Genomic DNA, 17,008 nt, shown 5'->3' with positions numbered 1-17,008 from the left:
ACGTGCGTCCACCATCCCCCACAGGCGCTTCCTGCTGTGAAAGGACCTTCATGCCCTCTCGCCGTATAGCCACTGCGACCGCCGCCCTCGCGGCAGTGGCCCTCGTCTCCCCGCTGCTCCTCGCCGGCCCGGCCGGTGCCACGAGCCCGCAGAGCGACGCCGCCCGGGGTGACGCGCTGGCCAGGAAGCTGGTCAAGGACTCGACGGGCAAGGGTGCCAACAACCACCTGAAGGTCTTCCAGTCGATCGCCGACTACAACGGCGGCAACCGCGTGGCCGGTTCCAAGGGCCACCTCCAGTCGGCTCAGTACGTCGAGGCCGTGCTGAAGGGCGCCGGGTACCAGGTCTCGCGCCACGAGTTCGACTTCGTGTACGTCGAGACGATCGCCGAGAAGCTCCAGGTCAACGGCGCGAACGGACGCGACGTCCCGCTCAAGCTGATGACGTACACGGCCAGCGGCCCCGAGGGCGGCATCACCGCGCCCGTCGCCGTCGCCCCCGTGGACGCGGACGGCACCAACGGCTGCGAGGCCACGGACTTCGCCGCCGGCGCCTTCACCGGGAAGATCGCGCTCATCAAGCGCGGCGGCTGCACCTTCGCGGCGAAGCAGGCCAACGCGGCGGCGGCCGGCGCGGTCGGCGCGGTCATCTACAACAACACCGCGGGCGCCCTGAACGGCACCCTCGGCGACGCCAACGCCGGCAAGGTCCCCACCGGCGGCATCACGCAGGAGGAGGGCGAGAAGCTCGCCGCCGAGGCGGCCGCGGGTCCGGTCTCGCTCACCCTGGACGTCCGCGAGCTGCGCGAGAACCGCAAGACCTACAACGTCATCGCGGAGACCAAGGGCGGCGACGCGGACAACACCGTCTTCCTCGGGGCGCACCTGGACTCGGTCGCGGCCGGTCCCGGCATCAACGACAACGGCTCCGGCTCGGCGGGCATCCTCCAGGTCGCGCAGCGCCTCGCGAGCAGCCAGTCGAAGATCAAGAACAAGGTGAAGTTCGCCTGGTGGTCGGCGGAGGAGTTCGGTCTGCTCGGCTCCGAGGCCTACGTGGCGTCGCTGACGCCCGAGCAGAAGAAGCAGATCAAGCTCTACCTCAACTTCGACATGATCGCCTCGCCGAACGCCGCGTACTTCGTCTACGACGGCGACGACTCGGACAAGGTCGGCTCGGGCCCCGGCCCGGAGGGTTCGGCGCAGCTGGAGCGGCAGATCACCGACTTCCTCGACGCGCAGAAGATCCCGCACGAGGGCAGTGACTTCACCGGCCGCTCGGACTACGGCCCGTTCATCGAGGCCGGCATCCCGTCGGGCGGTACGGACACGGGCGCCGAGGGCATCAAGACCCCGGAGCAGGCCGCGAAGTTCGGCGGTCAGGCGGGCATCGCCTACGACCCGAACTACCACGGCAAGGGCGACGACATCAACAACATCGACCAGAAGGCGCTCGACATCAACGTCGACGTCATCGCGAACGCGGTCGGTCACTACGCCTGGGACCTGGCCCCGCTGACGCAGCCGGTCACCCCGAAGCCGTCCACCGGCTCCGGCAACGGCGGCGGTCTGCGCCCCGGCCACGACCACGACGTCACGGAGTAGGAACAGCAGCGCACGAGGGGCCGGCGTCCCGCCAGGGACGCCGGCCCCTCGGCCGTGTACCCGCCCGCACGCCCCACGGCCCCACGGCCCCACGGCCCCACGGCCCCACGCCCCCGCGGCTACCCCGGCCAGGCGCCGATGCCGACCGGCTGGACCAGCCAGCCGAAGTCGCCGAGGCCGCCGCGCGCGGTGAGCTCCGCCGCCTCGCCCGCCGCCGACAGGGCGCGGACGTAGCCCGCCGGGTCGGTGGAGGCCAGGGCCAGCGGGGGCCGGCCGCCCGAGACGCCGAGGGCGGTCAGGGCCGCGCGCTGGGTGAGCAGGCCGGCGCCCGGTCCCGCGCAGGCGTCGAGCGCGACGTGCGCGGTGACGTCGCAGCCGCCGTCCGGGACGGGTGCGACCTCGCGGCCCGCGCGGAAGCCGGTGAGGGTGCCGTACGGGGGGCGGGCGTCGCGGGTGTGGGCGTAGTCCACGGCCACCGCCAGGCCCCGGTCCAGGGTGGCGACGGCCGCCGCCCAGGCTTCGTCGCGGCTCCGGCCGATCTCGGCGCGGCCGCCGCCGGGGCCCGCCGCGCCGGGCCACCAGCGCTCCAGCCAGGCCCGGTCGGCCTCGTCCAGCGGCCCGCCGGGGGTCTCCGTACCGTCGGGGCCGACCAGGACGTACCGGCCGGCCTCGGCGATCTCCAGCGGTACGTTGTCCAGCCACTCGTTCGCGAACAGCAGGCCCGTGATCCCCTCGGGCGGCTCGGCCACCCAGCGGATGCGGGGGTCCAGCCCGTCGGGCTCCGCCGCGCGCTCCACCGCGTACGGGCGCACGCGCGCCGCCGTCTCCGGCGGCAGGGCGGCGAGCACGCCGGTCAGCAGCTCCCCCCGCCCGGCCCCCACGTCGACCAGGTCGAGCCGCCCGGGCCGGCCGAGGGCCCCGTCGACCCACGTCAGCAGCCGGGCCACGGCACCCGCGTACAGGGGGGAGGCGTGCACGGAGGTCCGGAAGTGCCCGGCGGGTCCCGGCCCGCCCGGACGCACGTAGAAACCGTCCGGGCCGTACAGCGCGGCCTCCATCGCGGCCCGCCACCGCACCGGTCCCCTGACCTCACCTTCAGCGCTCATCACCCGCAGGTTAAGCCAACCCTCCACCTTGGGGAGTACTCGCCCGTCGCAGGGATCGCACCTGTGGTTGACTCCAGCACCTATCTCCTTTCCCTACTCTGGGTTACGTGCAGCGCCTCTACGACTTCATCCGCAGACACCCGACGGGCGTCGACAGCTTCTGGGCTGTCCTCTTCTTCGGGATCTCGATGATGAACGTGGCCGGGGCCGAGGGGCAGAGCACCGCCCTGCGGCTGGCCACCGTCCCGGTCGTGGCCGCGCTGACGGCCGCCGTGGCCCTGCGCCGCAAGTGGACCGTGCCGATGTTCTGGCTGACGGCCGGCGCGGGCGCCTACCAGCTGGCCATCGGCCAGGAGATGCAGTTCTGCGACGTCGCGATGCTGGTCATCCTGTTCACGGTGGCCGCCGCCGACGTCCCGCGCTGGGTCTCGCGCACCGCCCTGGCCTCCGGGCTGCTGGCCTCGCCGCTGTACTTCCTGCGCTTCGGCGTCGACAAGAACGCGAGCGGCCCGGAGGAGGTCCTCTTCGCCCTCTTCGTGATGGTGCCCTTCGCCCTCGCCTGGGTGATGGGCGACTCGCTGCGCACCCGCCGCGCCTATTACGCCCAGCTCGTGGAGCGCAACCAGCGGCTGGAGAAGGAGCGGGAGGCGCAGGCCAAGGTGGCGGTGGCCGCCGAGCGCGCCCGGATCGCCCGCGAGCTGCACGACGTGGTCGCGCACAACGTGTCGGTGATGGTGGTCCAGGCCGACGGGGCCGCGTACGTCATGGACGTGGCGCCCGAGCAGGCCAAGGAGGCCCTCCAGACCATCTCGGGGACGGGCCGCCAGGCGCTGGCCGAGATGCGCCGGCTGCTGGGCGTGCTGCGCACGGGTGAGCCGCAGGAGTCCGAGGACTACGTGCCGCAGCCCGACGTGGAGCAGATCGAGGTGCTGGTCGAGCAGGTGCGGGCGGCCGGGCTGACGGTGGACTTCGAGGTGGAGGGCGCGCCGCGCAGGCTGCCCAGCGGGGTGGAGCTGACGGCGTACCGGATCGTGCAGGAGGCGCTGACGAACACGCGCAAGCACGGGGGGCCCGACGCGAAGGCGAGCGTGCGGCTGGTCTACTTCGACGACGGGCTGGGCCTGCTGGTCGAGGACGACGGGCGGGGCGCGGCGCACGAACTGTACGAGGACGGCGGCGCGGACGGCGCCGGACACGGCCTGATCGGCATGCGGGAGCGCATCGGTATGGTCGGAGGCACCCTGGACGCGGGCCCGCGCCCCGGCGGGGGTTTCCGGATCAGTGCCCTGCTCCCCCTCAAGAAGAGTTAGCCCGGTCGAGAAGAGTGAGAAGGTAGTCACGGATGTCCATCCGAGTGATGCTGGTCGACGACCAGGTGCTGCTGCGCACCGGGTTCCGGATGGTGCTCGCCGCCCAGCCGGACATGGAGGTCGTCGCGGAGGCGGGCAACGGCCTGGAGGCGCTGGAGGTGCTGCGGTCCACAGCCGTGGACGTGGTGCTGATGGACGTGCGCATGCCCAAGCTCGACGGGGTGGAGGCGACGCGGCGCATCTGTGAGCCGGAGCAGCACCCGAAGGTGATCATCCTGACCACCTTCGACCTGGACGAGTACGCCTTCTCGGGCCTGAAGGCGGGCGCGAGCGGCTTCATGCTGAAGGACGTCCCGCCGGCGGAGCTGCTGGCCGCGATCCGGTCGGTGCACAGCGGGGACGCGGTGGTGGCCCCGTCGACGACCCGGCGGCTGCTGGACCGGTTCGCGCCGATGCTGCCGACGACGACGGCGGAGCCGGAGAACAAGGAGATCGAGCGGCTGACGGACCGCGAGCGCGAGGTCATGCTGCTGGTGGCGCAGGGTCTGTCGAACGGGGAGATCGCGGGCCGGCTGGTGCTGTCGGAGGCGACGGTGAAGACGCACGTGGGCCGCATCCTGACGAAGCTGGACCTGCGCGACCGGGTGCAGGTGGTGGTGCTGGCGTACGAGACGGGCCTGGTGCGTGCCGGGGGCGGCGGGGCGGGGTAGCCCGCGCCGCGGCCCGTTCTACGGGAGCGGCGGCACCGCCGTGCGCAGGTGGGTCAGCAGCGTCGACAGGGACTCCCACGCCGCCGGGTCGCTCCCGTCGCCCAGCGGGTAGTGCAGCCCGGGCCGGCGCCGCGGGCCCACCTGGACGGGCTTCACCTCCAGCGGGGGCCGCCGCGCCTGGGTCAGCGTCGCCTCGGCCACGCCGGCCCCGCCGAGGGTGAAGGACACCGGCACCGCCGGCGCGGACACCCGCGGGGTCAGGCTCAGGTCCCGCCTGCCGGGCCCGAGGGAGGCCAGCATGCTGACCAGGCCGTGCCCGGCGACCAGTACCTCCGCCAGCTCCGCCAGCGCGGCCGTCGGCACCTCCTCGGAGGGCCCGTACCCAAGGGACAGGGTGATGTCCTCCTCGACCCCGGCCGCCGTGCGGGTCACGCGTACGGTGGCCAGCGCGGGCCGCTCCGGCGATCCGACGGCGGTGACCAGCGTCGGCTCGGGCGCCCGCCCCCGGGCCAGGTCGGTGAGCTGGCGCGGCGACCAGGGCAGGTTCACCGGCTCGGCGGTGCCCCAGCCCGCGGGCGGGCCCCCGGTCAGGGTGCGCCAGGCGGCCTCCAGCGAGCGCCCGACCAGCAGCTCCTCCTCGGCGGGGTGCTCCGTGCGGAACTGCACCGTGAGCCGGCGCTCCCCCGACGCCTCGGCCCGGGCGAAGGCGGCGGCGGGGCGGGGCCGGCCCGCCTCGTCGCGGGCGGGGGCGAAGGTGCCGTCCTGCCAGGCCAGCACCGCGCCGGACAGGCCGTCGTAGTAGCCGCAGGCGGGGTCCTGGACGACCCACCGGTTCGGCGCCCCGGCGAGCGCGGTGCGCAGCGGGAGGCTGAGCCGGCAGTGGTCGGGGGTGACGATGTGCAGGGCCGCGCCGAAGCCGGCGGTGGTGCGCAGGACGTCCGACAGCCAGGCCGTCAGGCCGATGACGGGCCGGTCGGCGAGGACCACGGCGGTGGACTCGGTGACCACGTCCACGGTGGGGAGCGCTCCGACGGGCGCGGGCGCCGCCGAGGCCTCGGAGGTCACCGGGACCACCGCGAGGTGCCCGGCGCCTTCGGGCCAGACGGCGCCGCCGAGCACCTCGGCGAGGCGTCCGGCGACGGCGCCGGCGAGGGGGGCCGCCTCGGGCACGGCGGTGGAGGCGCGGGTCTCCGTCCACCAGACGGGGGTGGGGGCGGACGTCCCGAGGAGGCGTTCCACCTCGCCGGGGACCTGTACGAGCACGGGTGCCTCAACGGAGACCAGCGGCCGGCCGGCCGCGCCGAGCAGCTGGATCACGGCGCCGTCCGCGGCGGTCTGGGCGTCGAGGTCCGCGCCGCCCGCCGTCAGGGCCACCATCAGGGCGGTGGTGTCGGGCATCTTGGCGGTGAGGGCGATGACGTCCTTGGTCACGGTGTCAGGGCGCTTCCTGGGTCGGGGAGCCCGCGAGGGCGGTCTGCACGATCTGGTGCGGGCGGCCGCGCCGGACCAGCGTGCCGCGGCCGGGCGGCTGGGCGTTCGCGTACAGCTGCGGGAACAACTGCCCTTCGGAGCGTTCGCCGTTCATGACGAGGGCGGTGGTGCCGGACTCGCGCAGGGTGGTCAGCAGCGGCTCGTACAGGGCCCGGGAGGAACCGGCGACGCGGCGGGCGATCACGAAGTGCAGGCCGATGTCCTGGGCGGAGGGCAGGTAGGGGACGAACGCCTGGAGGGGCTGCTGTCCGGCGGTGGTGAGGATGTCGTAGTCGTCGACGAGGACGACGATGCGCGGTCCGGCGAAGCCCGGGCCCTCGCCCGGCTCGGCGTCCGGGTCGATGCCGTCCTCGGGGAGCCGCTTGTCGAGCTCCTTGGCGATGCCGGCCGACAGGGCGGCGGCGATCTTCGCGTTGTGCGCGTACCCGCCCCGGTAGGGCTCGGGGACCACGCCGCGCAGGCCGCGCCTCGGGTCGTAGACGGCGAAGACCAGTTCCTCCTCGCCGTGGCGGGCGATGAGCTGGCGGGCGACGAGGGCGAGCAGGTTGGTCTTGCCGCACTCGTTGTCGCCGAGGATCAGCAGGTGCTGGTCCTGGCCGAAGAGGTCGAGGAGCACCGGCGCGAGGACGTCCTGGTCGACGCCGACGGGGATCCGGTGGGGCTCCTCGTCGGCGGTGGGCAGCCGGTCGGACGGCAGCCGTGCGGGCAGGACCCGTACCGGCGAGGCGAGTTCGCCGTGCCAGGTGGCGCGGACGGTGCCCGCGGCCTCTTCCAGGGCGGCGGCCAGGTCGGTGTTCCCGGCCCGGGAGTCGATGCGCGGCAGGGCCGTCTGTGCGAAGAGCTTGCCGTCGGTGAGGACCCGGCCCGGGGTGTCCGGGGAGATCGTCTCGGACAGCTTCCGGTCGATCGCCGAGTCGGAGGGGTCGCCCAGGCGCAGTTCGACGCGGCCGCCGAAGAGGGACTGGTTGGCGATCCGCACGTCGTTCCAGCGGAGCATGCCGGCGACGACGTGGATGCCGTAGCCGCCGCCCCGCTTGAGGAGGTCGGTGACGGAGTCGTCGAGTTCGGAGAACTCCTCGCGCAGGGCGCCGTACCCGTCGACGAGCAGCACGATGTCCGTGGAGGCCAGCTCGGGCAGCCGGCCCTGGGAGCGCAGCCGGCGCAGCTGGTCCACGGAGTCGATGGCGTGCTCGCGGAACAGCTGCTCGCGGGTGGCGAGCATGGCCCGTACCTCGGCGACCGTACGGGCGGCCCGTTCCCGGTCGGCGCGGCCGGCGATCCCGCCGACGTGCGGGAGCCCGGCGAGCGCGGCGAGGCCGCCGCCGGCGAGGTCGAGGCCGTAGACGGCGACCTCCTGCGGGGTGTGGGTCAGCGCCAGCGACAGGGCCAGCGTGCGCAGCAGGGTGGTCTTGCCGGACTGGGGGCCGCCGGTGACGGCGGTGTGCCCGCCGGCGACGGTCAGGTCCAGCTCCCAGGGGCCGCGCCACTGGCGGGCCGGGTCGTCGAGGACGCCGAGCGGCACCTTGAGCGGGCTGCGCCGGGCGGTGCCGAGCTGGAGTCCGCGGTCGGTGACGGACAGCGGTCCGGCGGCGGCGTCGAGGGGGATCGCTTCGGGCAGCGGCGGCAGCCAGATGCGGCGGACGGGCGGGGCGGCGTCGGCGAGCTGGTCGACGATGACGGAGAGGACGCTGGGCCCGGTCTCGCGGGCGGTGGCGGTGGGCTTCTCCTCGACGGGTTCGGCCGGGCCGGTGCTGTCCTGGAGGGTGTTGAAGGTCGGGTAGGGCAGGGCGAGGGGGCCGCGCTCGGTGTCGTCGCGTTCGGCGGCCGGGCCCCGGTAGCGGCCGGAGACGTACCCGGCCTTGAAGCGGGTGTAGGTGGAGGTGTCCACCTTGAGGTAGCCGAAGCCGGGCAGCGGAGGCAGCTGGAAGGCGTCGGTGGTGTCGAGGACGGTCCGCGACTCGTCGGCGGAGAAGGTGCGCAGGCCCAGCCGGTAGGACAGGTAGGTGTCGAGGCCCTTGAGCTTGCCGCCTTCGATGCGCTGGCTGGAGAGCAGCAGGTGCACGCCGATGGAGCGGCCGATGCGGCCGATGGAGAGGAACAGGTCGATGAAGTCCGGCTTGGCGGTGAGGAGTTCACCGAACTCGTCGATGACGACGAACAGGTGCGGCAGGGGCTCCAGTTCGGGCTTCTCGGCGCGCAGCACCGCGTAGTGGCCGATGTCGGCGACGTTCCCGGCGTCCTTGAGGACCTGCTGGCGGCGCTTGACCTCGCCGGCGAGGCTGGTGTGGACGCGTTCGACGAGCCCCGCCTGGTTCTCCAGGTTGGTGATGACGCCGGCGACGTGCGGGAGCTTCTGGAAGGGGGCGAAGGTCGCGCCGCCCTTGTAGTCGACGAGGACCATCGCGAGGTCCTCGGGCGAGTGGGTGGCGACGAGGGCGAGGACGAGCGTGCGGAGCAGTTCGCTCTTGCCGGATCCGGTCGCGCCGACGCACAGGCCGTGGGGGCCCATGCCGAGCTGCGAGGACTCCTTGAGGTCGAGCAGGACGGGGCCGTGCCGGTCGTCGATGCCGATCGGGACGCGCAGGAAGTCCCGCTCGCCGCGAGGTGCCCACATCCGCTTCACGTCGAGGGCGGCGGGGTCGTTGATCCCGAGGAGGCCCATGAAGTCGACGGGCCCGGAGACGGGGGTGCCCTCGGCGACGGACTCCGCGGACAGCCGCAGCGGGGCCAGCATGCGGGCCAGGCCCTCGGCGGTGGCGGGGCCGAGGGCGTCGCTGATGCCCTCGGCGGCGGGGGCCTGCGGGGTGCGCAGGTCCCGGACGGTGACGTGGCTGCCGTCCACGGTGATCCGTATGGTCACCTCGTCGGGCTCGTGGACCTGCTCGGCGAGCAGGTGCAGCACGGTGGTGTTCATGTCGGACAGGCCCACGGCGGTGTCGGGGCGGGGCAGTTCGACGGCGTTCTCGCCGTACTCGTCGCTGACGACGAGGAGCCGGCCGGCCAGGCGCAGGGCCCGCTTGTCGGACAGGCCGCGGCGCACCTCCGCCGCGTACGAGGCCCTGCGGCGCAGGTCGGGGGCGAGGACCCCGGCGGCGAGCTGGGGCAGGCTGGGCGCGATCCGCCGGGCGGCGACGGGGCCGTCCTGTTCCTGCTGGTCGAGGACGTGCGGCAGCCACTTGGCCCACTCCCAGTCCCCGAGCCGGTCCCCGGGCACGCCGAGGGCGACGGCCACGTCGTCCGGGGCGTGGAGGACGGCGGTGTGGGTGAGCAGGGCGCGGGCGACGCGCAGGACGCCCTCGCGGTCGCCGACGATGCTGACGTTGCCGGCCCGGTCGAGGGGGACGGTCAGCGGGAAGTCGCTGGCCCGGCCGAAGCGGGCCATGAGCGCGCCGGCCTCGTTGAGCATGAACCGGTCGGGCGGGGTCAGGACGCCCCCGGCGCCGTCCACGAGGGAGAGGTCCTGCACGGCGACGGCGCCGGTGCCCAGGCGCGGGCGCAGGAAGTCGGGGTCGGTGCGGCGCCGCTCCCACAGCCGCGCGGGGTCGCGTACGAGGTCGTACAGGGCCTCCGGCGGCGGGTTGAGGCGGCGGGCCTCGTCGCGCAGTTCCCTCTCGCGGGCGCCGAGCTCCTCGCGCTGCTCCTCCAGGTACTCCAGGTAGCGCTCGCGCTGGGCGCGGCGGGTGCGCTGCGCCTTGCCGCGCTGGGACCAGAACAGGGCGATGGCGCCGACCAGCGCGAAGACCAGGACGATCGCGCCGACGGCGGCGAACTGGCTGTTGCGGATGACGGTCATCATCACGACGGAGCCCATCACGCCGGCCATCGGCAGCAGCGCGGTGGCCGGGCTGCCGATCTTGCCCTCGGGCAGGTTCGGCGGGGCCTCGACGGCGTGGGGGCGGGCGGGGGCGGCGGGCAGGGTTCCCCGGGCCGGCCGGTGGATCAGCTGCTGGGTCACCGGGCGGCACCGGACGCCGGCTGGGCCACGGCGCGCTGGAGGACCTCGGCGGCGAGCCGCACGGCCGCCTCCCGGGTCCGGGCGCCGAGGAGTTCGGACGTGACGGCGCCGCCGGAGGCGAGGTGGCGGTCGTAGGGCAGGACGACGACGCCCGCGCCCGTCGCGCGCAGCTTCTCGGCGGCCTTGGCGAGGTCGACGGCGGGGTGCGGGGACTGCACCGTGAGCACGACCACGGTACGCGGCAGCACGGGCACCGGCAGGGAGGCCAGCCAGTCGAGGACCGCGTGGGTGGAGACCAGGCCCTCGGCGGTGGCGGGCGCGGTGAGCACGCGGGCGTGCGCGGTGTCGAGGGCGGTCCGGGCGACGTCGCCGGGGAGGGTCTCGCAGTCGACGACGGTGACGCCGAAGTAGCGGCGCAGCGCGACCATCACGGTCCGGTAGGTGGCGACGTCGACCTGGGCGCCGATGCGGCCCTGGCTGCCGGGCAGCAGCCAGCCGCCGTCGGCGAGCGGGACGAGGTATCCGGTGATGTCGGTGAGCTGCATGGAGGGGCGGACGATCTGCGCGAGGTCGGCGCAGGTCCACCGCAGGGACTGGACGCCGAGCCGGACGGGCAGGGTGCCGAGGGCGGCGTCGGCCTCCAGGGTGAGGACCGGGTCGTGCCGGAAGTGGTTGTAGGTGCGGCTGAGGAGGGCGGTGACGGTGGTCTTGCCGGAGCCGCCGCGGATGCTGGTGACGACGATGTGGCGGCCGGTGGTGACGGGCTGCTGCACCTGCGTGGCGAGTTCCGTCTCGGCGGTGACGGCCTTGGCGACGGAGGAGCCGAGCGCCCCGCGCAGGGTGCGCAGGGTGCGGCGCATCAGCGGGTCGCCGTGGCGGGGGCGGCCGGAGGGGGCGTCGGAGCCGGGGACCGGGACGGTCTCGGGGGCCCGGGCCTGCGGCGCCTGCGGGGTGTGGGTCTGCGGGGTGTGGGTCTGCGGGGCGTACGCCTGCTGCGGCGCGGGGGCCGCCTGGTGCGGGACGGGTGCGTGCGGCTGCACCGGCAGGGCGCCCTGGGGTGGCTGCTGGGCCTGGGGAGCGCCGGTCAGATCGCCGAGGACCCCGGCCTGCCAGTCGTCACGCCGCTGGTTCATGCTCATGTCTGACATGTCTGAGTAGCAACCCTTACGCGAAGGTGTCGAGCAGCCGCCCGTACACGCCGAACACCCCGATGAGCAGCGGGAACAGCACGATGACGCCGATGGACTCGACGGTGTCCCCGACCCGCCGCAGCCGTACCCGCACGTGCTCGGGCGGCTGGACGGCGAGGACGCCGAGCGCCGCCAGGGCCAGCGCCAGCAGTACGGCCAGCGGCCCGGCCGCACCGGCCCGGCCGGCCCACACCAGCAGCGCCGCCACGGTGACGGCGGCCCCGGCCAGCAGCAGCGCGACCACTTCCGCGACGAGCGGGTACGCCCGCGCGCGCAGCCACAGCACGACGGCTGCCGCCGAGGCGAGGGACACCGTCCAGACGTCGGGCTCCCGCAGCGTGAGCACGCCGGCCGCGCCCGCCGAGACGGCGGTGGCGAGGGTGGCCAGCGCCATGCCCCGGTGGGTGGCGCCGAGGGCGGTGGCGACCTTGTACCGGCTGACCGAAGCCCCGCGGGCCCGCTGGTCGTCCAGGCCGGTCAGCCCGGCCGCCGCCAGCGCGAGGCGCGGCAGCAGCCCGAGCAGGATCACCGAGAACACGGCGAGGACGGCCCCGGTACGGGCGCCCGCCTGGCCCTGCGCCAGCGCGGTCGCCTCCCACGCCACCGTCAGGCCCACCACGGCGGCGGCGCCCACGAACCCGCCCCGCCCGAGCGGCGTGAACCACCCCAGCAGCGCGAGCCCGACGGCCAGCGCACCCGCCACGGCGGCGAGCCGGCCCATGCCGCCCCAGTGCTGCGCGTCGCCCAGGGTCCACGCCCCGAGCACCCCGACGGCGGCGGCGCAGGCCAGCAGCGCGGCCGCCAGCCCCGAGCGCTTCAGCCGCCCGGCCAGCGCCCCGACGACCCCGCACGCGGCGGCGGCCGTGAGCAGCACCCCGGCCACGGCACCCGGCGCGAACTCCCGCCGGGCGAACCAGCCGGCGACCAGCGCCCACAGCACGAGTCCCGCACCGGCGGTGACCCGTCGCGCGGAGGGGCGCCAGCGCCAGGCGCGTACGTCCAGGTCCTCGGCGGCCTCGTCGGTGACGTCGTGCACCACGGGCGCGGACGGCACGTCCTGCACCCGTACGAGCCGCAGCACGGCCCCGTCGGCGACGCCCGCGTCCTCCAGCGAGAGCCCGTGCTCGATCACGGACCCGTCGGCCGTGACGAGGTGACGCAGCATCGGCTGCGCGGCCACCCGGTCGTCCAGCATCCGTATGACGTCGGGCAGCAGGCGCCCGACCGGCTCCTGGGAGGGCAGTACGAGATCCATCCGCCGCCGCTCACCCACCAAGGTGACCCGGCTCAAAGCCGTACCGCTCACTGCCCCCATGCTCACCACGCGCTCGAACCTATCACCGAGTACTGACCTGTCCCGGCGTGCCGGTCTTGCCGATGAGGCGGTGGGAAATGAAGGACCAGCCGACGCAGCCGGCGCACAGCACCGCCGCGATCACCAGCCCGGCGACGGCCTTCCCGATCCGCTCGTCGGCCACCCGCCGCCCGCGCTGCGCACCGAACAGCACGGCGTCGCGCATCCTGCGCCGCCGCACCGCGACGGACTCCAGCAACTGGCTGTCGTAATCCTCAGCCGCCACCCCGGCCTCCCTTCTCCCTGTCGCCCCGCACGCTAGTACGCCCCCTCACGACGCCGGAACCTCGGACGGAGGTTGCGCCCTTTCACAGGGTCTCCACCCGAGCCGCGTACTCCCCCCACGTCGCGATCGGCTCGTCGGCACGGATCACAGGGACCTGCCGATCCGCCTGGCCGCTTCCAGGTGGTCGATCGCCGCCAGGCCCGCCGCCTCGGCCACCGCCTCCGTCGGCTCCCAGCGCAGATCCCGTCCGAGCACCTCGTCGGCCCGGCCGTACCTCAGCAGCCGGTTCCGGAGCAGCGGCGCTCCGCCGTCCTGCGCGCCGTAGTACGTGATGCTGCCCTCGCCCTCCAGTGCGTCGAGTACGGCGTCGTCGAGCACGCCGACCGGGCGGCTGCCGAGGTAGCCCTCCGCCTTGCCGGGCCTGAACATCACACCGACGAGGTCGAGGAACAGGCCCGAGCAGTCACGACTGAAGGACCCGCCCCGCTCGTAGAACAGCACGAGCGGCTCGTACGGGTCCGGCAGCCCGGCCACCACCGCCGGGTCCCGCTCCCGGAGCCCGGCCAGCCGCACCGCCCCGGCGCAGGTCTGCCGGAGCTCCTGCCAGTGCACCGTGCACAGCAGCCCGTCCAGCTCGGCCGCCTGCGCGGCCGGGAGCTCGAACTCCGGGTCCACGTAGGCGGTGACGTCGTAGAACGGCCACGCCTCGTCGGCCCCGCAGGCCTTCGCCCACACGGCGGCCCGCCGCAGGTACTCCCACATCAGCACCCGCCGGGACCCGCGGCGCTCGAAGGCCAGGTCCCACCGCATGTCCCACTCCACGGCCCGTAGCCGTCCCAGCATCCGCGACGCGGACATCCTCAGAACCTCCCCGACGCCTCCGCCGGCCGAACCGGATTCCGTACGCCCGGGGCAGGTGCCCAGAGCCTCCGGCGCCCCGGCTCGGCCGTGATCACCGAGGTGGCTCAGGCCGCCAGCAGCGTCTTGGCGCGGAGGAAGATGTCGTCGTCTTCCAAGTCCACGGACAGCGCCTCGATATCGGTCACGATCCGCCGCAGCACCTTCGCCCACTCGCTGACGAAGACGGGCACGGGAACCACCGAATCGCCGCGCTCGGCGAGCAGCGACTCGTAGTTCCCGAGCGTGCTGTGCCACCGCGCGCCGATCCTGAGGGAATCGCCCTCGCGGACGATTCGCCATTCGGCCGAGAACGTGTCAGACCCCCAGAAGACCTCGGTCTCCGAGAATTCCGGGCGCTGGACTTCCTCAAGGAGGGGTACCAGGTCGTCGAGGAGAGCGGCGAGGTCGTATCCGTAGGGCACCCTGACCGGCACCAGGTTCCAGACCAGGATGGCGTCCTCGGCCTCGGAGGAGTACATCTCGCCGACCGCGTCGGCCATGTCGGCTGCGGACTCACACCCCCGGACAACCGGGCAGCCTGCCTGGATCGAGAAGCTCATCGCCGTTCCTATCGCGTGGTCGGGTAAGCGTGCACCTTGCCGTTCGGGTACACCTTGACAAAGAGGGTGTTCGGCGTGCGCGTCGTGCCGTCGGGCATGTACTCGATGCAGCCGTGGCCCTCGGGAAGCTTGAAGAAGCCGGTCTTTCCGGTGCCCAGTTCAGCGGCGCGCAGCGTAGCGTAGTGGACGTCCGCGGGCGTGCCGAACTTTCCTTGCGGCTTCATTTCCTTGCTCGCGCGCGCCGGCCCCTCGGTCCAGTCGATTCCGTGCTTGGCGCCCTTGAGGAGGGGCGCTTCCGGCTTGTATTTCTGGCCGTTGAACTCGATGCCCCGGCTCACCAGGTCGATTTGCTTCTTCCTGCTGAGCGCGTCCAGTTCGGCCTGGCTCTTCATGAAGTCGGCCTGCTGGGCATCGGTGATCGGGTGCGGATTCTCGGGGCTGCCCAGAGGATTCTGGTTGACCGGGTTGTCCGGCCCGCCGCCGTTTCCGGGGCCGTCACCGGGGCCGTCACCCGGACCGCCCGTGCCCGGGCCGTCACCCGGGCCGCCCGTGCCCGGGCCGTCACCCGGACCGCCGGAACCACCCGGGCCGGGGCCGTCACCGTGGCCGCCCGTGGACGGGGTCTCCGTGTGGCCGCCACCCGTGGTGGGGGTGGTGTCGGTGTTGCCGCGGCCGCCGTTGCCGTTGCCGTTGCCGCCGGGTTCGGTGTGGCTGTTGTGCGGCATGTTGTCGGCGGTGCCACCCGGGGTGTGGGTGGTGGTGCCGCCCGGGGTGCGGGTGGTGGCGTCGACCTGGTGGGCCGGGCCGCCGACCGTGACTTCCTGCTTCTTCGGGACTTCGGCGAGGGGGTGGTCGGGGCCCTTGGGGACGGCGGTGAGGTCCTGCTTGGGGAGGCCCTTGTGGTCCAGGAGCTGGTTGGTGACCTTGTCGAAGTACTGGGGGCGGCCGAGGGCGTCGTCGGTGAGGCGGACCGTGTCGTCGGGGTGGGGGAACTTCACGCCCGGGGCGTCGGCCTTGGGGAGGTCCTTCCACACCACGTCGTCGATCTTCGGGAACGCCCCGTCGACCTTGCCGAGGTTCGCGAACAGGTCGCCGATCTTGAGCTTGGCGAGGGAGCCGGCCTGCCCGATGTAGGTGATCGGGTCGATCAGCCTGCCGGCCTTGCCCGCGACGCTGATGGCCTTGGCGACCGCGCCGCCCTTGGCGACCGCGCCCGCGCCGCCGGTGAAGACCGTGGTCACCACGTTGAAGGTGACAGCTCCGGCGGCGCGGGCGGGGTTCTTGCCCCACTGGTCCCAGGCCACCAGCGCCTTGCCGGTCTCCTTCATCGCGGTACGCGAGTCCTTGAGCCAGCCCGGGAGCTGCTTGTCGTCGGCCATCCAGAACGCCGTGCCGACACCGGGAATGGAGGTGATCGCCAGGCCCGTGGCGAGCTTCGCCAGGCCGGTCCAGGCCTGCCCGGCGGCGTCCCAGCCGTCGACACCGACGAGCGTGCCGAGACCGCGGATCGTGCCCCAGATGCCGTCGACGATGATGCCGTCCCAGACGAAGGACTTCGCCCAGTGGCCGATCTCGTACCAGCGGTGGGTCTCCTCCAGCTGCGAACCCCACGGCAGGTCCTGGGCCTTGTTGAGGTCCTCGCCCTTGTAGCCGTACATGTTCGCGCCGTGCGAGCCGTCATCCGCCGTGAGAGGGGGCGCGCAGTACAGGGCGCGGATCTTGTTGGCGCAGGTGCGTTCGGCCGCCCAGAACGCGGATACGGCGGCGTTGACGTCGTGGATCAGATCGTTGTTCTCGTCGATCTTGTCCCCGTCGTCCTTCCAGTGCTCGTCCCCCGCGATCTTGCTGGTGAAGGTGGTGGCCTTCGCCTGGAGCTCCTTCAGCCGCGCCACGATGGGGCGGGCCTCGGTGACGTACTCGCCCAGCGCCTTCGCCGCCGATTCCAGCTGGTCCGCGAAGAAGTCGCTGTCCGTCTTCACCGGCTTCGTCGTGGCGAAGAGCTGCGCCGCCTCCGGGGCCGAGTAGAACGCCGACAGGCCCTGGAACTCGGAGTCCACGTTCGCACCGGCCTGGCGGAAGGTGCCCGCGGCCGCCGTGATCGCCGCGTGGTCCTGTTCCAGCAGGTCGAGGTCACCCGTGAACTGCGGGATCGTGCACGGATTGATGGGTACGTGGTCGGTCACTTCTGACCTGCCCCGGGAAGGTCCACCTTGGGCTCCTTCAGGGCTTCGTTCTGTGCGTTCTGTGCCTGCTCGATGTTGCCCTGTACGTACGCCGTCGTCGCCTTGATGGCGCCGTTGAGGGAGGCCTCCGTGCGGGCGCCGATGAACGCGAGTCGGTATTCGTGGGCCTTCATGAGCTCACCCAGCGCGCCGGCGATCGGGCCCATGCCGCCGCCCTCACCGCCGGTGCCGCCACCCGGAGTGACGGTGCCCGCGTGCTTCGCCGCTTCCGGCAGCTCCGTCTGGAGCGACTTGCCCGCCTTCTGGAAGCCCTCGGCGGCGGTGATCGTCTTGTTGACGACCCCCTGCACGCCGGACGGCTTGATGTCCCAGTGCATGCCCTACCCCCGTGTCCTCGCGTCCCTCGTCGCGTCACTCGTGCG

Annotated in this window: 13 protein-coding genes; 3 read left to right on the top strand and 10 right to left on the bottom strand. The window is 73.5% G+C overall.

Annotation, left to right across the window (positions count from 1 at the left end; translation table 11 throughout):
* Positions 1 to 50 precede the first annotated feature (50 nt).
* On the top strand, positions 51 to 1,601 hold the full coding sequence (locus AC069X_RS26865) for a M28 family metallopeptidase (RefSeq protein ID WP_478732245.1): 1,551 nt from the start codon (positions 51 to 53) through the stop codon (positions 1,599 to 1,601).
* A 119-nt stretch (positions 1,602 to 1,720) separates the two neighbouring features.
* Here the strand turns inward: AC069X_RS26865 and AC069X_RS26860 are convergent, their stop codons facing one another.
* The gene (locus tag AC069X_RS26860; protein ID WP_478732243.1) at positions 1,721 to 2,707 is read right to left on the bottom strand and encodes an SAM-dependent methyltransferase; all 987 of its coding nucleotides are present in this window, start codon (positions 2,705 to 2,707) and stop codon (positions 1,721 to 1,723) included.
* A gap of 107 nt (positions 2,708 to 2,814) precedes the next feature.
* Here AC069X_RS26860 and AC069X_RS26855 point away from each other — a divergent pair, with 107 nt between their 5' ends.
* Positions 2,815 to 4,017: a sensor histidine kinase gene (locus AC069X_RS26855; protein ID WP_478732241.1), complete on the top strand. Its 1,203-nt coding sequence runs from the start codon at positions 2,815 to 2,817 to the stop codon at positions 4,015 to 4,017.
* A gap of 32 nt (positions 4,018 to 4,049) precedes the next feature.
* Positions 4,050 to 4,727: a response regulator transcription factor gene (locus AC069X_RS26850; RefSeq protein ID WP_478732239.1), complete on the top strand. Its 678-nt coding sequence runs from the start codon at positions 4,050 to 4,052 to the stop codon at positions 4,725 to 4,727.
* 18 nt (positions 4,728 to 4,745) lie between these two features.
* Here AC069X_RS26850 and AC069X_RS26845 read toward each other — a convergent pair whose 3' ends face one another.
* The 9 genes from AC069X_RS26845 to AC069X_RS26805 form a co-directional block, all read right to left on the bottom strand.
* Positions 4,746 to 6,158: a DUF6177 family protein gene (locus AC069X_RS26845; RefSeq protein WP_478732237.1), complete on the bottom strand. Its 1,413-nt coding sequence runs from the start codon at positions 6,156 to 6,158 to the stop codon at positions 4,746 to 4,748.
* Positions 6,159 to 6,162: 4 nt separating this feature from the next.
* Positions 6,163 to 10,173: a type VII secretion protein EccCa gene (gene eccCa, locus AC069X_RS26840; RefSeq protein ID WP_478732235.1), complete on the bottom strand. Its 4,011-nt coding sequence runs from the start codon at positions 10,171 to 10,173 to the stop codon at positions 6,163 to 6,165.
* Complete coding sequence (locus tag AC069X_RS26835; RefSeq protein WP_478732233.1) at positions 10,170 to 11,312, bottom strand: hypothetical protein; 1,143 nt, start codon at positions 11,310 to 11,312, stop codon at positions 10,170 to 10,172. The genes eccCa and AC069X_RS26835 overlap by 4 nt, the downstream gene beginning before the upstream one ends.
* 25 nt (positions 11,313 to 11,337) lie before the next feature.
* Positions 11,338 to 12,678, bottom strand: a complete 1,341-nt coding sequence (eccD, locus tag AC069X_RS26830; RefSeq protein ID WP_478732304.1) for a type VII secretion integral membrane protein EccD — start codon at positions 12,676 to 12,678, stop codon at positions 11,338 to 11,340.
* A gap of 22 nt (positions 12,679 to 12,700) precedes the next feature.
* Positions 12,701 to 12,883 carry a hypothetical protein gene (locus AC069X_RS26825; RefSeq protein ID WP_267036736.1) on the bottom strand — a complete coding sequence of 61 codons (183 nt, stop codon included), beginning with the start codon at positions 12,881 to 12,883 and terminating at the stop codon, positions 12,701 to 12,703.
* Positions 12,884 to 13,087: 204 nt separating this feature from the next.
* On the bottom strand, positions 13,088 to 13,801 hold the full coding sequence (locus tag AC069X_RS26820) for a hypothetical protein (protein ID WP_478732231.1): 714 nt from the start codon (positions 13,799 to 13,801) through the stop codon (positions 13,088 to 13,090).
* A gap of 107 nt (positions 13,802 to 13,908) precedes the next feature.
* Complete coding sequence (locus AC069X_RS26815) at positions 13,909 to 14,403, bottom strand: hypothetical protein (RefSeq protein WP_478732229.1); 495 nt, start codon at positions 14,401 to 14,403, stop codon at positions 13,909 to 13,911.
* Positions 14,404 to 14,411: 8 nt separating this feature from the next.
* A complete protein-coding gene (locus tag AC069X_RS26810) occupies positions 14,412 to 16,586 on the bottom strand; it encodes a hypothetical protein (protein ID WP_478732227.1) in 2,175 nt (724 codons plus the stop codon).
* Positions 16,583 to 16,963: a DUF6507 family protein gene (locus AC069X_RS26805; RefSeq protein ID WP_478732225.1), complete on the bottom strand. Its 381-nt coding sequence runs from the start codon at positions 16,961 to 16,963 to the stop codon at positions 16,583 to 16,585. The genes AC069X_RS26810 and AC069X_RS26805 overlap by 4 nt, the downstream gene beginning before the upstream one ends.
* Positions 16,964 to 17,008: the final 45 nt, after the last annotated feature.

The organism is Streptomyces sp. NPDC043896 (assembly GCF_056435605.1).
The sequence above is the reverse complement of the archived record's forward strand: the minus strand, read 5'-3'. Positions and strand labels throughout refer to the sequence as shown.

Coding starts and splice junctions, on each gene's coding strand:
- AC069X_RS26865 (WP_478732245.1), top strand. CDS start 51: ATGCCCTCTCGCCGTATAGCCACTGCGACCGCCGCCCTCGCGGCAGTG.
- eccD (WP_478732304.1), bottom strand. CDS start 12,678: ATGGGGGCAGTGAGCGGTACGGCTTTGAGCCGGGTCACCTTGGTGGGT.
- AC069X_RS26860 (WP_478732243.1), bottom strand. CDS start 2,707: ATGAGCGCTGAAGGTGAGGTCAGGGGACCGGTGCGGTGGCGGGCCGCG.
- AC069X_RS26835 (WP_478732233.1), bottom strand. CDS start 11,312: ATGAGCATGAACCAGCGGCGTGACGACTGGCAGGCCGGGGTCCTCGGC.
- AC069X_RS26825 (WP_267036736.1), bottom strand. CDS start 12,883: ATGCGCGACGCCGTGCTGTTCGGTGCGCAGCGCGGGCGGCGGGTGGCC.
- AC069X_RS26820 (WP_478732231.1), bottom strand. CDS start 13,801: ATGTCCGCGTCGCGGATGCTGGGACGGCTACGGGCCGTGGAGTGGGAC.
- AC069X_RS26805 (WP_478732225.1), bottom strand. CDS start 16,963: ATGCACTGGGACATCAAGCCGTCCGGCGTGCAGGGGGTCGTCAACAAG.
- AC069X_RS26850 (WP_478732239.1), top strand. CDS start 4,050: ATGTCCATCCGAGTGATGCTGGTCGACGACCAGGTGCTGCTGCGCACC.
- AC069X_RS26815 (WP_478732229.1), bottom strand. CDS start 14,403: ATGAGCTTCTCGATCCAGGCAGGCTGCCCGGTTGTCCGGGGGTGTGAG.